Origin of the sequence: Shewanella sp. WXL01, from assembly GCF_012263345.1 — a bacterium.
Taxonomy (GTDB): Bacteria; Pseudomonadota; Gammaproteobacteria; order Enterobacterales; family Shewanellaceae; genus Shewanella; species Shewanella maritima.
In genome coordinates this window covers 88,776-105,085 of the sequence record NZ_JAAIKQ010000009.1, presented here as the reverse complement: position 1 = coordinate 105,085, position 16,310 = coordinate 88,776, and the positions used below count along the sequence as shown (strand labels likewise).

Here is a 16,310-nt window from a genome sequence, read left to right as displayed (position 1 = left end):
ATTATTCTAATTATTGGTTGCAGCATAATGGCACAAGATTAACCATGACTGAAAGTCGTTACTGCACAAACGACGATAAAAAATGAGAACAAAGAGTAAATTTGAGCGGAAGCATAAAAAAGGCCTGTAAATACGATAAGTAGTTACAGGCCTCTTGAAATGTGCGCTAATAAGATTATTTAGTCGCTCTACGTTTGGCACTAGCACCAGAGCTGTATTTGGATTTTGTCGCCCAGCCATTGCCAGCTTTACCTGACCCTTTGCTTTTATTGCTTGATCCGCCTTTACCGCTAGCACCTTGCCCATTGCTTTTGGCAGGAGAGCCCTTGCCATGTGAGCTTTTGGTATGTGACCCCTTGGCATTTGAACTTTTGCCGTTACTCGCTTTACCTTGACCTTTACGATCATCAAATTGGTTATCACTAAAGCGAGTTAAGCCTTTCTTAGCACCTTTAGCCGACCCAGCTTTAGCTGATGACTTAGGTTTTTGCCCCCACTTCGCGCGATTTTGTTCGTTACGAGTTTCAGGCGGCACCAGATGTTGCGGGCCATTACCGATTAAATGGGCTTTACCCATATTGGTCAACGCCTCACGGATCATCGGCCAACCTGCTGGGTCGTGGTAGCGCAGTAAGAACTTATGTAGTTTACGCTGACGTCCTTTTTTCGGCACACTGACTTGCTCACTGTCATGCTTAACATTACGCAGTGAGTTTAATTCAGTGTGATAAATGGTGGTGGCATTGGCCATTGGCGATGGGTAGAAGTTTTGCACCTGATCAAGCTTGAACTTTTCACTCTTAAGCCACAGCGCCAAATTCACCATGTCTTCATCGGTCGTACCAGGATGAGCAGAGATAAAATACGGAATTAAGAATTGCTCTTTACCCGCTTCCTTAGAGAACTTATCAAATAACTCTTTAAAGCGATCATAAGTGCCCATCCCCGGCTTCATCATCTTAGATAATGGGCCTTCTTCGGTATGCTCTGGGGCAATTTTTAAATAACCACCAACATGATGACGCGCAAGCTCACGCACATAATCAGGATCTTCAGTGGCTAAGTCGTAACGCACACCCGATGCAATAAGCACTTTCTTAATACCCGGCACGTCACGCGCAGCGCGATACAAGTCAATGGTGTGCTTATGGTCGGTATCAAGGTGACCACAAATTGATGGGTAAACACAAGATAAACGGCGGCAAGTAGTTTCAGCCTTTTCACTTGAACAGCCTAAGCGATACATGTTGGCCGTTGGGCCCCCAAGATCAGAAATCACCCCAGTAAAACCTGGCACTTTATCTTGAATATCTTTGATTTCTTTAATAATCGATTCTTGTGAGCGGCTTTGAATAATCCGTCCTTCATGCTCAGTGATTGAACAGAACGAGCAACCGCCAAAGCAGCCACGCATAATGTTTATCGAGGTTTTGATCATGTCGTAGGCAGGGATCTTTTCCTTACCATAACTTGGGTGCGGCACACGCTGGTAGGCTAAATCAAATACCGCGTCCATTTCATCGGTATTTAACGGCCATGCAGGCGGATTAACCCAAACGCCGCGATGCTGGTCGTGCGGCTGGAACAAAGCACGAGCACAGCCAGGGTTTTGCTCCTGATGCAAAATCCTCGAGGCATGGGCATATAAGTACTTATCGTCTTTTACCTTGTCATAAGCAGGCAATAGCACATAGGTTTTCTCCCAAGGCTTAGGCCGATGCGGCTGCACACTAATGGCTTTAGGCGCATCATTATCAAAAATCTTTTTATCCGTTGGCCCAGATAGCTTTTCACAGCCCACATCATCTGCGCCATAAGGGTTGGGAATGGGGTCAATCTTATGCAGCTGGTCAATTTTACGCGAGTCGACACCTTTCCACTCAGGCAGTGCTTCGCGGCGCATGACAGTTGTACCGCGCACATCTTGCATCTGTTTAATGCTCTCGCCCTTACCTAAGCGGTGAGCAATTTCCACAAGTGGACGCTCTGCATTACCGTAAACCAAGATGTCTGCTTTGGAGTCTGATATGACACTTTTACGCACTTTATCAGACCAGTAATCATAGTGAGCGATACGGCGCAAACTCGCCTCGATACCACCAATCACCACTGGCACTTCTTTAAAGGCTTCTTTACAGCGCTGGGTGTAAACGGTTACCGCACGGTCGGGGCGTTTACCGCCTATATTGCCTGGAGTATATGCATCGTCATGACGCAGCTTGCGATCAGCCGTGTAGCGGTTGATCATTGAGTCCATATTGCCCGCAGTTACACCAAAGAACAGGTTCGGGCGACCAAGGCGCATAAAGTCTTGCTTACTAGACCAATCCGGCTGAGAAATTATCCCCACTCTAAAACCTTGCGCTTCAAGCAAACGGCCAATCACTGCCATGCCAAAGCTTGGATGATCGACATAAGCATCACCGGTAACAAGAATAATGTCGCAGCTATCCCAGCCTAATTTTTTCATCTCTTTTACAGACATAGGCAAGAAAGGCGCAGCGTTAACGCTATGCGCCCAATACTTGGGATACTTAAATAATGTCGACTCAACTTGCATGAAATAACCTACCGCTGACACATGCTGTAAAAACAGCCAATCTAACAAACAGCGCGCGAGTATATAACTTAGCTAACAAATAAGCGAATTAGATTGCAGCGCTTAACCGCAGCACCTGTGCCTGCAAAGCTAATCCAATACGTGACCAAGATAGAAACCAACGTTAACACCCGCTAGCGCCAACACCACAATCCAGGTCAGCGCCATGCCATAGTAACGCCCCCAATGAATGCCGCCGTTACTCTTCACTAACCCATAAGGATGAATAATACGCGCAAACAACCAAACACAACCTAATAGGTGTAACCAAAGTATAGAAAGCCCATTGGCTTCTGCTAGCACAATGAGTAGCAGCACGATGGGCGCATTTTCAATCAGATTTGCCTGAGTGCGGATAGCAATCGACAACTCCCTATGCTCACCATCACCAATCCCTACTCTATGTTTGCGGCGCATCTTAATCACATATAAAGACAGCGCAATAATTAACAGCGCTGTAAGCGACACATATAACCCACTAACTAAAAATGACATACTCTTCCTTTGTTATTGTTCTAATACCAAATAGCTAACAGCACTTTCTCAAAGGTTGAAAACACGCTTGCTTGATTGGCATAACTCCCGTTTCTTAACTATCGTGACAACTAGCGAGCAAATAATCTACAGTTTTTGGTCAAATTATCTATTTATCGACTATAAACAAATGCAGGATTCAGATAGAATCGCCGCCAAGATTTAACCCTATCGTCATCACATCACAATAAGAGTGTAAAACGCCAAGTGGACAATCAGGACTTTCTCGTAAAACGCAGATTTATCATTAAATTAGGTAAAGCGTTGCACAAGTTTGGTACGCCAGCATATCGACTAGAATCTCACCTGCAGTCGGTATCTAGCACCCTAGGTATTGAGGGTTATTTTCTGATCTCGCCAACTTCGATGACATTCGTGCTGCAACATGACACCGAGCAAGAATATAACCACGTCGCTAGGGTAAAACCGGGCGAGCTTGACCTAGGCTCACTTGCCCGCGCTTTCGATCTTGTTGAAGAGGTTAGCTCGGGTCAGCGCTCAGTTGATGAAGCCCTTGAGCGCTTAGATGAAATTATCAACAAGCCGAACCCTTATGGCCATGGTCTTAGCTTGCTCGCCTTTGGTGCTGGCTCCGGCGCCTTTGCCATGTTGATGGGCACAGGCTGGCATGATGTTATCTGGTCAGGACTATTAGGTCTAATGGTGTATGGACTGGTGTTTTGGGCAGAGCGCTCCAAGCGCGTGGCGGAAATGCTTGAGCCATTGTCAGCAATTGTTTGTGCCATTACCGCCTGTGGTATTGCGACTTTTGACCCCAGCATTAACATTCCTGTTGTTATTTTATCTGGCATCATCATCTTTATTCCGGGCCTCGCGCTAACGCTAGGGCTTGCAGAGCTGGCCTCACGAGATTTGATCTCCGGCACCGCGCGAATTATGGACGCCGCCATGTTGCTGTTTAAGCTCTATTTTGGTGCGATTCTCGGCATGACGATCGGTTACGCCATATTCGGCAAAGTGCCATTTGTAGAGCCGCAAAAGCTGCCAACCTGGGCCATGTGGAGCGCAGTACCTATCCTGTCTATGTCGCTGGTAATTTTGTTTAAAGCGCGCCTTAAAGACTCTCCTTGGGGCATTTTTGCCGGCATTGTCGCCTTCTTCTCAGCTATGCTTGGCGGCATCTATTTAGGTGAATCGATTGGTATTTTTGTCGGCGCATTAGCTGTGGGGATTTATTCCAACCTGTATGCGCGCTGGATGAAGGCACCCGTCTCAATAGCACTGCTGCAAGGTATCGTAATTCTAGTGCCAGGCAGTAAAACCTATATTGGCCTAAACGCTTTGGTGTCTGGCGAGGTGATGCTTAATCAAATCCATATTGGCGCACAAATTTTCCTGATTTTCATGTCACTGGTGGCTGGACTTATCTTCGCCAACGTCGTGGTACCACCGCGTAAAACCCTGTAGTCGCCCTAACTAAAGCAAGCCTAGCGCTAACCAATCCAATTTAGCAATTGCTTATAAGTCATTGAGCCAATTAAGTTTGGCTCAAGCGACTATACTTAACTCAACCACTTATATTGCTTGACTCAAACCATTTTCACGTGTGTTATTAATGAACACCTTTTAAGCGTGTAATGGAATAACGACAATAATAAAAGGATGAGTAATGCTTCGATTAATTGCCCAATTAAGCTGTTTGGCTCTAGGTTTTAGCCAGCTTTCTGTGAAGGCTAACGACGCACAAACACAAGCAAAAACTCAACCTGACGACCTAATAAAATCCAAGGTTGGCAATATTATTGTGGTTAGCCACCCTATTTTTGACCTGTCAGATCCCGACACGTTTTTCATCCACGAATGGGCTAATTTCCTTCATATCAACACTCTTGAAAGCACGACTCTAGCCAACCTGCCCTTTGAAGAGGGAGATGAGGTTAACCAAAGACAAATTGAAGAAGCCCAAAGGCTATTGCGAGCAGAGGCATATATTCGTGACGCCAAAGTCACTATGAGTGATGTGGATGATCCTGATGCTGAAGAGTCAGCCAAGGCGCAAAAACAAGTCGTGGTAGAAACCTGGGATAACTGGTCGCTATTACCCACAGCCAGTTTTGGTACTAGTGGCGGAGAGACCAAATTCTCAATTGGGATCAAGGAAGACAACCTTCTCGGCACAGGTATTGCCACTCGCATTAAGTACAAATCTAACGCTGACCGCACTGGTTACTTGTTTTCTGCCAAAGCACCATTTCGCTGGATAAAACACGCTAAAGTCGGCTTTAACTTTCAAGATAACAGCGACGGTACCTCCACCCACTTCACCTTTAACAAGCCGTTTTATGCCCTCGACACTCAGTACATGTATGGCGGGCAAGTGTTCGACAACACACAAACCGATACCGTTAGGCAAAATGGTGTCGAAGTGAATCAATTTGAGCACCAGCAGCAATACCTAGATGCCAAGTTTGGCTACTTATTACAAAAGAGTCAGCAAGACTTACACAGACTATCGTTTGGTGTCACCTACGATAAAAACACTTTTAGCAATCTAGAAACTCTGCCTGATAGTGAGCTACCGAAAGATCGTGATTTTGCCTATCCTTGGATGGGCTATGAATATATTGAAGATGACTTTAAAGTCTTGAATAACATTTACCTTATTAACAATAACGAGGACTTCAATTTAGGTTGGTATCACTACTTTCGCTTAGGGTTAGAGCTAAATGATACCCGCAAAGACAACCAGCCTGGCTACCATCTTAACTGGTATTCCAGTAAAGGTTATGCCAGTGGCGATCACCTACTACTTAGCTCACTAAATGCTGAAGCTGTGCTGCAAACCACCCAAGATGATTACTACAAGCTGATTTTAAAGAGTGAGTATTTTTATCAAATCAACCCTAAGTGGACCGCTTACGCCAAAGCCAAATTGGCTAGCTCGCAAAATAACTTCCTCGACGAGACTTTCGCCCTAGGAGACGATACAGGTATTCGCGGCTATCCAAATGATTACCAGCATGGCGACAATCAATGGGCATTAACAGGGGAAATTCGTAACTATCCCAACATCAATCTCTGGCAGCTAGCAAGCTTAGGTTGGGCGGTGTTTACCGATGTAGGGCAAGCATTTGGCGGCACAGATGAAAACAATGAAATTAATGATGTGATTGGCAGTATTGGTATTGGCGCCCGTATTTACTCATCTAAATCCAGCTATGGCAACATCGCCCATATCGACTTTGCCAGACCATTCACCCAAGGTGAGCAGATCAACAGCTGGGAGTTTCGCTTCCAGGTGCGTAACCATTTCTAATAGAATCTAACAGCATTAGCTAAAGCCCTTATACAAACAAAGCGTCATTTCAATCAGCTTTATTAAGGGCTATAGCGCTACCATCACAGCGCACTTGATGATAGCTGCAGCAGTAACAGATCAAGACATGAAAGCACTAGCCTTTGAGCGCCTTAGCCGCAACCGCTAGTTCAGTGGCGATGGCATCATCTTTAATTGACTGAGTAGCCACATCAAAGTTGTCGTAAAAACTTGGCAAAGAAATGCTCGCTTTAACATCAGCAGCAAAATAAGGGGCTGAAGTCGTCGCGGCATCTAGCACGGATTTAGCACCACCAGGCCCAGGCGAAGTCGCAAGCAGCAGTGTTGGTTTACCTTGATACACCTTCATATCAATGCGCGATGTCCAATCAAATAGGTTTTTATACGCCGCAGTATATGAACCATTATGTTCGGCAAAGCTGATCACCAACGCATCGGCCTCACTAATTTTGTCGTAAAAGGCTTGGGCTAACGCTGGTTTTCCTAGCTCTTTCTCTCTATCTTCACTAAACAGTGGGATTTCAAAATCGTTGATATCCAGTACCTCAACCTCGGCACCTTCAACTAAATTTGCAGCATAAGTTGCAAAGGTTTTATTAATTGACTGACGGCTGCTGCTGGCAGCAAAAGCTAAAATTTTCATGGCGTGTCCTTATCTGTAACGGTTAACCCTAAGCTCTTATCACCTGAGTCTTAGTAGCCTGAGTAACCAAGGCTGGTAACACCCAAACGGGCTGGAGTTGAATCGATATGTGTCTACTTTAACCACAATTATCGCGCTGATTAACCCAGTGATAAGAAAATAATTATTTCCATTTAACTAACAATGACTCACAATAAGTTAAGTTTATTTCCATACATTGCTATCTGAACAAACGAGAAGCTGTACCTGAAAGCTTGGTAAAACGGGGTTAATTAGAATGCAAGAAACGCAATTATTTGATGGCATGGTTATTTTTACCAAGATAGTCGAATTACAAAGCTTCTCTGCTGCCGCAGAAGCCACCGGACACTCAACCTCACATATCAGCAAAACCTTCAATAAGCTGGAGCAAAGAATTGGCACCCGCCTGCTCAACCGCACGACTCGCTCGCAAAGCTTAACCCCTGAAGGTGAGGTGTTTTATCGCCAATGCCAGCAAATGGTTAATGATGCCAAAACAGCGCTAGGGATGTTAGACAACAAGCTGCAACAACCTAGCGGCAAGCTTAAGATTAGTTGCCCAGTGTCACTGGGACTAAGGTACTTACAACCTGTACTGTCTAAATACTTGAACCTGTATCCAGATGTGACCCTCGACTTAGATTTAAGCGATCGCCATGTCGATGTCATTCAAGATGGATTTGACTTGGTCATCCGCGCCACAGCGCAGCTCGATGACTCGACTTTAGTTTGCAAGCGCCTACGCTCATTCAAAGGTTATACGGTGGCAACGCCTGAGTACCTCAAGCAATACGGCACCCCAACCGAGCCAGCGCAATTAGTCGATCATAAATGTATTTGTTATAGCAATCTCAAGCAGCCTACTCGCTGGCAATTTAGTCATGCCAATAAGCAAGATACCTTTGTAGACGTTGAGCAGTACGTTGGTTGTAACAGCTCAGCAATGGAAGTGGCGATGGTGTTAGATCACCACGGCATTTGCAGGTTACCCGAGTTCACCTTGGGCAACTTATTGGATACAGGTCAATTAGTCACCCTGTTCGACGACTACCATCACACACATATCGATGTGTTTGCCATCTACCCGAGTAAGACTTATTTATCGGCTAAGGTTCGCGCCATGGTCGATTTGTTGGTCACAGATATGGCGAAAGAACAGCCCTAGTGAGCATTGCTCTCGCTAAAGCATAACTAGTTCTTCAAGATTCACTGCGATTAGATAATCAAATACATGAGAAGGATTGGTCAGCATGGAGGCAAAGGTGATGTGATAGCAGCGAGATGCCTGGTTAGAGTTTCCAAGACAGTTTTAATCAACTAAAAAGGCTCATTTGTTTCTGATGAGTCCTTTGTCTTGATACCTATTGCAGATTAAATTTTAAGTATTAGCTCACAGAGCCATGGTTAACATCTTGCTTCAACGCCAAAAACGCCAAAAACGCCACGTAAATCAATCCTGCAAATGGAATAAAACTCACGAACATACCAATCACCGCAGTAATTATTGGGTGGTTTGTTTTTCGTCTACCGAGAAAATAACTAATAAGCCCAATTATCACCATGAACAGCAGGATAAATGAGCCAAAAACCGATACATCCAAAGCCATTATTAAAAGTCCTTTTTATGCAAAATTCCGTGAACACTTCATACGACAATACAATGCTGCTGCGATACCAACTCAGCTGAAAACAGCTAAACACAACAGTTATGCAACATACCAAAGCAACGACTGTGTTCTCAAGATCCTGCTACATTATGTAACATTCAAGCCAGACTCCAAGCAAATCAACACAAGCCCAAATATCCAACTCCTACACGCAATCCAAAACGCAAAGATCACATAAACTTACATTAACAATGTTACCTTGTATCATTTTACTGTTATACTCCCGCCGTTTTTGTCAAAACCTGAAATAAATCTCATTTAGCAAATTCAATGCTCAGTAGAATTAGGGCGTTGGAATCGACAAATCATTGAAGCAACAACCTTTGCTTCAATGACACAAACTGAGTTTGCCCAGGCAAACCAAATAAGGAAGTTCGTCAAATGAAACATGCTTTCAAGAGCCCACTCAAGACACTCAGTCTTTGTATCGGCGCCGCGCTAGCGATACCCGGCACCACCTTTGCCGCAGAAACCACAACCAATGTAGATCAAGATGTTGAAGTCATTGAAGTGACAGGCTTACGTCAAGCGTATCGCGGTAACGTGCAAGAGAAAGATCTGCCTCAAGCCATTTCAAAAGTGACCTTTGAAAAGCTAGAAGCTGTGGGGATCACCAGTTTACAAGACTCATTAGAGCTAGTGAGTGGTGTTACGCGTCAAAATGACTTTGGTGGCTTATGGGACATGTTTGCAATCCGCGGCTTCGCGGGCGATGAAAATCTACCATCAGGTTATTTAATTAACGGTTTCAGCGCAGGTCGCGGCTTTAGCGGTAACCGTGATATGTCTAACGTTGAAGTCATGGAAGTCATGAAAGGCCCAAGCTCAGCGCTATACGGGCGCGGTGAGCCAGGCGGTACCGTCAACATCATTACCAAGAAACCGCAGTTTTTCGAGGAGGGATACTTCAAATTAACCGGTGGTAGCTTTAATACCTACCGTGCTGAAGGTGATTACACCAACGAGATAACTAAAGATTTAGCATTTCGTATTAACGGTGCTTATGAAGATGCTGAAAGCTACCGTGACACGGTCACCAAAAAGAAAACCGTGCTTACACCTTCATTCTTGTATCAGCTAGGTAAAGACACCATCGTCAGCTATGAACTTGAATACCTCAATCAAGAAGCTGATATGGACCGTGGTATTGTGCACGTAGAAGGCAAAGACTTCTCAAGCTCACGTTTTTATGGCGAGCCAGCTGATGGTCCTGTTGAAATTAAAGCCCTTGGCCACCAGTTACAAATGCAGCATGACTTCTCCAACGATTGGGCATTAATGGCAGGGTTAAGCTACCGCACCTCATCATTTGAAGGCAGTGTGACTGAGCCTAGATGGTACGATGCAGACACTAACACAGTAGTGCGTCAACGCCGTTACCGTGAATTTGACGCCAATGATTTGTCCGCTCGCTTTGAATTTAGTGGCTCGGCAGAGCTGTTTGGTCTAACCCACAATCTATTAATTGGTGGTGATGCATACGAGTATGAATTAGACCGCTACATCTTACGTTACCGCCACGGCAAAGGTAATGATGATACTGCTGCAGATTACGCAGTAGATTACGATAACCCAGTATATCGTGACGTTTTGCCAGATATGATCGACAACACCTCTGACGTTGAAGAGCAAAGCGGTCAAGGCCTTTATGTTCAAGATCAAATCGACTTATCAGATGATTGGAAAGTTATGCTTGGCATGCGCTATGACCATTTCACGCAAGATATTACCTATCGATTAGATAACAACCGCAAAACCAGCACCTCAAAATCATACTTCAACCCTCGTCTAGGTTTGGTTTATGAGCTATCTGAACAGGCACGCATTTACGCTAGCTACTCTGAAGGTGCCCGCCCGAACTCTGGTACCAATGCACAAGGTAATGGTCACGACCCAGAGGAAAGTAAGTCTTACGAAATCGGAATGAAGTGGGATCTTGGTAGCCATGGGTTCTCTGGCACCGCATCGCTATTCACCACTGAAAAACGCAATATTCTTGCGAGTAGCCCAAATGGTGATGGCACAACCGAAGCCATTGGTGAGGCCACCAGTGAAGGTTTTGAGTTCGACATGGTTTATAACCTTACCGACAATACTGAAGTGTCGATGGCTTATGCTTACATTGATGCTAAGAACGCCAAAGAAATCACCCTTTGGGACTGGTATGTAATTGAAGAAGGCGCACGCCTTGGCAACGTACCTAAGCACAGCGGTAACATCATGGTGCGTCACTATACTGATATCGCCAGCTATGAAGGTAGCGGTGGTTTCTTGGTTAAATACGTTGGCAAGCAATTAGGTGACTTCCTCGAGCAGGATTTTGATTTACCTAGCTACACTGTGGTTAACCTATTTGCCAACCTACAGATCACAGATAATCTAGAAGTTAACCTCAACATCGACAATATTCTTAACGAAGAATACTACGCCAACTCTTACTCAGACGCATGGGTAATGCCTGGCGCACCACGCTCATTTAAAGCAAGCGTCAAGTACGCTTTTTAAAGCGCGCTTGCTGACAAGCTAAAAACAAAAAGCCCTCGCATTGCTGCGAAGGCTTTCATTTGAATTTAGTGAGTTGGCCGAAAGCCGCCAGTTCTTGATCAAGGGTGGAGTGGACAGTTATTCGTCTATCTCTTCTTTACAACCCCATTAAGATTGAGAAACAAAAAGCCCTCGCATTGCTGCGAGGGCTTTCGTTTGAATTTAGTGAGTTGGCCGATAAGCCGGGTCCTGTCGTGGACAGTTATTCGTCTAGGCCTGCAATCGCTCACAGGCTCAAGCGACCTACCCGGTTCCAACGCGAGCCACGCATTAACTATAAATAGTAGTGGAACCCTATTTGGTCTTGCTTCGGGTAGAGTTTACCTTGCAACCAACTGTTACCAGTGGCCCGGTGCGCTCTTACCGCACCCTTTCACCCTTACCAACCCTGTAAAAACAGTGCTGGCGGTCTTCTCTCTGCTGCACTTGTCGTCGGCTCACGCCGCCCAGGCGTTACCTGGTACCCTGCTCTATGAAGCCCGGACTTTCCTCCCCGTTCTTGCGAACGCAGCAACTGTCTGGCCAACTCGGCGCGGATTATAGCTTAAGCCTTGCCATCACACCAACTTAATCTGTGGTTTGTGATAATTTTCAGTCGTAACCTAGTTTTATAGGCCGATTTCTAAACCGTATTTATACAAGGCATTCTTCTTAATGTCGTACATCTGCCCTGCTAGCGCTGCAGCTTTTTTCAATGGCAATTCCTGACAAAGAATTTTTAAAGTATCAATTACCACAGGCGAGAACTCGCTGGTTTCTTCACTGCGGTAACCATGACACATAAGTACAATTTCGCCGCGCTGTTGATTAGCATCATCTTTCACAGTTTGTAGAACATCTGCCGCACTACCTGACAAAAAGGTCTCAAAGGTTTTGGTCAGCTCACGGGCCATCACAATTTCACGTTCGCTGCCAAAAGCGGTAACGATGGACTCTAGACTATGAACAATGCGGTGCGGAGATTCATAGAAAATCAAGGTGCGAGGATCTTCTTTAAGGGCATTTAGCTTATCTAAGCGGCTTTTTTCTTTAGCTGGCAAAAAGCCCTCAAACGAGAACCTATCAGAGGGTAAGCCTGAGCCGCTTAATGCAGTGATCGCTGCGCAAGCACCCGGCAGTGGGATGACTCTATGCCCAGCCTCACGTACATGATTCACTAAATGATAGCCAGGGTCTGAAATGAGGGGCGTGCCGGCATCAGAAATTAGGGCAACCGAGTGTCCCTCGGCTAATTGCGACACAATCCACTTGGCGCGGTCACGCTCGTTATGATCATGTAAGGCGGTTTTGCGAGTTTCAATACCAAAATGGCTCAACAACTTACCGCTGTGGCGCGTGTCTTCACAGGCAATGAGGTTAACATGCTTTAATACATCTAAAGCGCGAGTGCTGATATCATCTAAATTACCGATCGGAGTCGGCACAATGTAAAGAGCGGTGGTGAGCTCCATAACTACCTCATAATCAATGGACCTGAGACTTTCGCCAATTGAAAGAGCAGGTTAAACTATTGCCAGCATTTTAACAGAGTGAAGCCTTGTGTTGAAAAGACCAACAACAGCAAAAATCGTTTGTGTGGCGCTATTATCAGTGTTTTTAGCTGCCTGTGCTAGCAAAACCCAGCAGCCAACCGTTAAGATTGATACGTCTTTGGTATCAGTTGAACATTCTGCCAACGTTTATTTAAACCAGGCCAAGCTCACTCAAGTCGCTGAAGAGCGCGACCGTTATTTGCTGCTTGCGGCACATGCCTATATTAATGATGGCAATGTGGCGGCAGCTAAATCTATTCTAGCTTCAATGCGTGCAACCATGGTCAAGGTTGACACCATTAACGCTGAGCACTTGTATCTAAGCACGCGCATTATCGATAAAACCGAGTCTCCAGCTGCGGCGCTTCAGCAATTTAATTACCCAAGTCAGTGGCGCTTACCTAAATGGCAGATGGCGACTTACCATCAATACAAAGCCAAGCTTTACCAACAAAACCAGCAGCCTATTGATCAAGTGCGCCAACTGAGCCTGTTAAGCCAATACCTGCCTAAGTCAGAAGCCGTATTAGTTAATGATGATATTTGGCACCGCTTGCAGCCACTACATGAAGAAACTTTAAAAGCCTTTATGAATGACACTAGCAATCCGATTTTTTCAGGCTGGTTGCAACTAACTTATATTGCTAAACACTATGCTGTGGCGCCAAGCCAATTAGTAAAATACCTAGGTGAATGGCAACAACAAAACCCAAGCCATCCTGGGGCAATTAAGCTGCCGACTGATCTGGAAAATGCACTAAGCGCCAGACCTTTTAACCCACAACATGTCGCTGTAATGCTGCCGCTTTCAGGTAAGCGTGCGCGTGTTGCTGAGCCGATTCGCCAAGGCATTCTTGCCAGCTATTTAGCTGAGCATAATCAAGGCGTGGAAGTACGTTTTTACGATACCGAAAACGGCATCGCTAACGCTTATCAGCAAGCTCAGGAAAACGGCAGCGACTTTATCATTGGGCCGCTATTTAATCAGGACGTTGAGCAAGCACTTAATATCACTCAAGAGCTTGAAATTACCACCCCACAACTGTTTTTGAACCAGCCAGATGAAGCAAGCCAAAACCCAAATCAGTTCTTCTATTCACTATCTCCGACTCAAGAGGCAAGTGATGCGGCGCTGAAAATGGTGAATGACGGCATTAAAAAACCGCTAATTTTTGCCAGTAATGACAGCATTGGTAAACGCATGGCCGATAGCTTTATTCAAGAGTGGCAGGAGCAAACCGAAGAGCAGGTTGAAGTACACTATTTTGATTCTGGCGATAAAATGAAGGTTACCGTGCAGGCAGCTCTAGGCGTCAAAGACAGCCAAGATCGCATCTCACGTATGAAGCAAATTTTAGGCAGTAAGCTTGAAGCTGACTTCCGCTCTCGCCAGGATATCGACGCAATTTATATGATTTCAGGCGCTAAAGACCTTATCTTGCTTAAGCCATTTTTAGATGTGAATTTTAGCGTATTTTCACGCCCAATTGCCTTGTATACCAGCAGTCGAGGCCGAGTGACGACTCGCGGCAGTCAAAATGTCCCTGAGTTAAATGGCACCTTATTAAGTGACATTCCATGGCTGATGCAAAGCAGCAACGAAACCCGCATGGTGTCTGAATTATGGGGCAGTTGGAATAACAGCAAAAAACGTTTGTACGTAATGGGTTATGACGCTTTTGAACTCATTAATCGCCTGGCACAAATGCGCGCCTTCCCTGGGTATCAACACAATGGTCGCAGCGGTATATTAACCGTCACACCTGAAGGCGTATTAGAGCGTCAGCTATCCTGGGGCAAGTACCGTAACGGCCAGTTAAAGCCGCTTTAAAGCACAAGCATAAATATAAGGCTAATAGGTGAATCAAGGACAAGCGGCGGAGCAACAAGCTCGACATTACCTTGAGCAACAAGGCCTAAGCTTTGTTGCAGCCAATGTGTGTTATCCGTTTGGTGAAATAGACCTTATCATGCGGGAACAACAAACCTTAGTGTTTGTCGAAGTTAAGTATCGCTCTTCAAGCCAATTTGGCGGTGCGATTCAGGCATTAAGCCAGGCACAAATCCGCCGAATTAGAATGGCTGCAAGCCACTATTTGCAGCAAAACAAGATTAACCCTAGCTGCCGTTTTGATGTTATGGCTATCACTGCTAATGACATTAATTGGCTAAAAGGGTGCTTTTAAGCTCAAATTGCTAACGCAAGGCGTAAAATATAGTCACAATTTGTGGCATCATAGCGCCATTATGCTCGCATATCGCAGTTTTAGATATGCTCAATAAAGGACAATCAAATGTTAGATCGAATTAAAGATAGCTTTACTGAATCAATTCAAACCAAAATCGATGCAGCCGAAGCACTACCTGAGTCTATTGAAAAAGCTGCCGAAATGATGGTGCAGTGCCTACTCAATGGCAAGAAAATTCTATCTTGTGGTAACGGCGGTAGCGCTGGCGATGCGCAGCATTTCTCAGCTGAATTACTTAACCGCTATGAAATTGAGCGTCCACCGCTACCAGCAATCGCCTTAAGCTGTGACACTTCAACTATTACAGCTATCGCCAACGACTACAGCTATGATGAAATCTTCTCTAAGCAGATTTTAGCACTGGGCCAACCTGGCGATATCTTGCTTGCCATTTCAACTAGTGGTAATTCTGGCAACGTCATCAAAGCAATGGAAGCAGCACTTAGCCGCGATATGACCATTGTTGCCCTAACCGGTAAAGATGGCGGTGCGATGGCTGGCTTAATGAGTGATAGCGACGTTGAAATCCGTGTGCCGTCTAATGTGACTGCGCGTATTCAGGAAGTTCACCTATTAGCTATTCACTGCCTATGTGACAACATCGACCGCACACTATTCCCGCAAGGCGAGCAAGCATGATAAAACCTGCTGCACTCATTACGATTGCTTTATTGCTGCAAGGCTGTGCGGGCGCGCTAATGGTTGGCGCTGTCGGCGGCGCAAAAATGGCAAACGATGAGCGCAGCATGATGACCCAGTTTAACGATACCGATGCTGGGTTTAATATCATTAACGCTTTATCGCAAGATAAAGAGCTTAGCGAGCGCACTAATATCTCTGGCGTAGTGGTTAACACCAATGTACTGCTAATTGGTCAAGCACCGAGTTCAGCATTGCGTGACCGCGCAGTAAACATAGTTCAAGGCTTAGAGATTGGCGGTAAGCTGCATAATCAAATCCGCATTGGTAATCCAACCTCATTTACCAGTCGCAGTAACGATGCCTGGATCACCACCAAGGTGAAAACCAGAATGCTCAATAACAATGATTTGGATATCACTAGAGTTAAAGTGGTTACCGAAAATGGCGAAGTGTTTTTACTTGGCCTAATTGAGCGCTCACAAGCGGATATTGCGGTTGATATAGCACGTAACACTACTGGTGTGCGTAAAGTGATTAAAGTATTCGAGTACGTTGAACCGACGAGCTAATTGCTATGCAGT

Annotated in this window: 13 protein-coding genes and 1 other RNA gene; 8 read left to right on the top strand and 6 right to left on the bottom strand. The window is 45.3% G+C overall.

Annotated elements, in window-relative coordinates; all coding sequences use genetic code 11:
- Nucleotides 1-175 precede the first annotated feature (175 nt).
- On the bottom strand, nt 176-2,560 hold the full coding sequence (locus tag G3R49_RS16775) for a YgiQ family radical SAM protein (protein WP_167870431.1): 2,385 nt from the start codon (nt 2,558-2,560) through the stop codon (nt 176-178).
- Between the two features lie 129 nt (nt 2,561-2,689).
- Complete coding sequence (locus G3R49_RS16770; RefSeq protein WP_167870430.1) at nt 2,690-3,094, bottom strand: MAPEG family protein; 405 nt, start codon at nt 3,092-3,094, stop codon at nt 2,690-2,692.
- Nucleotides 3,095-3,340: 246 nt separating this feature from the next.
- Between G3R49_RS16770 and G3R49_RS16765 the strand changes: the two genes are divergently transcribed.
- Entirely contained in the window at nt 3,341-4,561 is a 1,221-nt protein-coding gene (locus G3R49_RS16765; RefSeq protein WP_167870429.1) for a threonine/serine exporter family protein, read from the top strand.
- 202 nt (nt 4,562-4,763) lie between these two features.
- Entirely contained in the window at nt 4,764-6,410 is a 1,647-nt protein-coding gene (locus G3R49_RS16760) for a hypothetical protein (protein ID WP_210147258.1), read from the top strand.
- A 136-nt stretch (nt 6,411-6,546) separates the two neighbouring features.
- On the opposite strand, the gene G3R49_RS16755 is transcribed toward G3R49_RS16760, so the two are convergent.
- Nucleotides 6,547-7,074, bottom strand: a complete 528-nt coding sequence (locus G3R49_RS16755; protein ID WP_167870428.1) for an NADPH-dependent FMN reductase — start codon at nt 7,072-7,074, stop codon at nt 6,547-6,549.
- A 277-nt stretch (nt 7,075-7,351) separates the two neighbouring features.
- Between G3R49_RS16755 and G3R49_RS16750 the strand changes: the two genes are divergently transcribed.
- A complete protein-coding gene (locus tag G3R49_RS16750; protein WP_167870427.1) occupies nt 7,352-8,260 on the top strand; it encodes a LysR family transcriptional regulator in 909 nt (302 codons plus the stop codon).
- 220 nt (nt 8,261-8,480) lie between these two features.
- On the opposite strand, the gene G3R49_RS16745 is transcribed toward G3R49_RS16750, so the two are convergent.
- Nucleotides 8,481-8,702, bottom strand: coding sequence for a hypothetical protein (locus G3R49_RS16745; RefSeq protein WP_167870426.1), 222 nt, complete (start codon nt 8,700-8,702; stop codon nt 8,481-8,483).
- 441 nt (nt 8,703-9,143) lie between these two features.
- Here G3R49_RS16745 and G3R49_RS16740 point away from each other — a divergent pair, with 441 nt between their 5' ends.
- Nucleotides 9,144-11,267, top strand: coding sequence for a TonB-dependent siderophore receptor (locus G3R49_RS16740; protein WP_167870425.1), 2,124 nt, complete (start codon nt 9,144-9,146; stop codon nt 11,265-11,267).
- Nucleotides 11,268-11,468: 201 nt separating this feature from the next.
- Here G3R49_RS16740 and rnpB read toward each other — a convergent pair.
- Both rnpB and rsmI read right to left on the bottom strand, forming a co-directional pair.
- An RNA gene (gene rnpB / locus G3R49_RS16735) (RNase P RNA component class A) lies at nt 11,469-11,836 on the bottom strand.
- Between the two features lie 78 nt (nt 11,837-11,914).
- Nucleotides 11,915-12,757 (bottom strand): 16S rRNA (cytidine(1402)-2'-O)-methyltransferase, encoded by an 843-nt coding sequence (gene rsmI, locus G3R49_RS16730; protein WP_130600603.1) that lies wholly within the window; start codon nt 12,755-12,757, stop codon nt 11,915-11,917.
- 88 nt (nt 12,758-12,845) lie between these two features.
- Here rsmI and G3R49_RS16725 point away from each other — a divergent pair, with 88 nt between their 5' ends.
- From G3R49_RS16725 to dolP, 4 genes are all read left to right on the top strand, one after another.
- Nucleotides 12,846-14,669 carry a penicillin-binding protein activator gene (locus tag G3R49_RS16725; RefSeq protein ID WP_167870424.1) on the top strand — a complete coding sequence of 608 codons (1,824 nt, stop codon included), beginning with the start codon at nt 12,846-12,848 and terminating at the stop codon, nt 14,667-14,669.
- Nucleotides 14,670-14,697: 28 nt separating this feature from the next.
- Entirely contained in the window at nt 14,698-15,024 is a 327-nt protein-coding gene (locus G3R49_RS16720) for a YraN family protein (protein WP_167870423.1), read from the top strand.
- A 108-nt stretch (nt 15,025-15,132) separates the two neighbouring features.
- Nucleotides 15,133-15,726: a phosphoheptose isomerase gene (locus G3R49_RS16715; protein WP_130600597.1), complete on the top strand. Its 594-nt coding sequence runs from the start codon at nt 15,133-15,135 to the stop codon at nt 15,724-15,726.
- Nucleotides 15,723-16,298, top strand: coding sequence for a division/outer membrane stress-associated lipid-binding lipoprotein (gene dolP, locus G3R49_RS16710; protein ID WP_130600595.1), 576 nt, complete (start codon nt 15,723-15,725; stop codon nt 16,296-16,298). The genes G3R49_RS16715 and dolP overlap by 4 nt, the downstream gene beginning before the upstream one ends.
- Nucleotides 16,299-16,310: the final 12 nt, after the last annotated feature.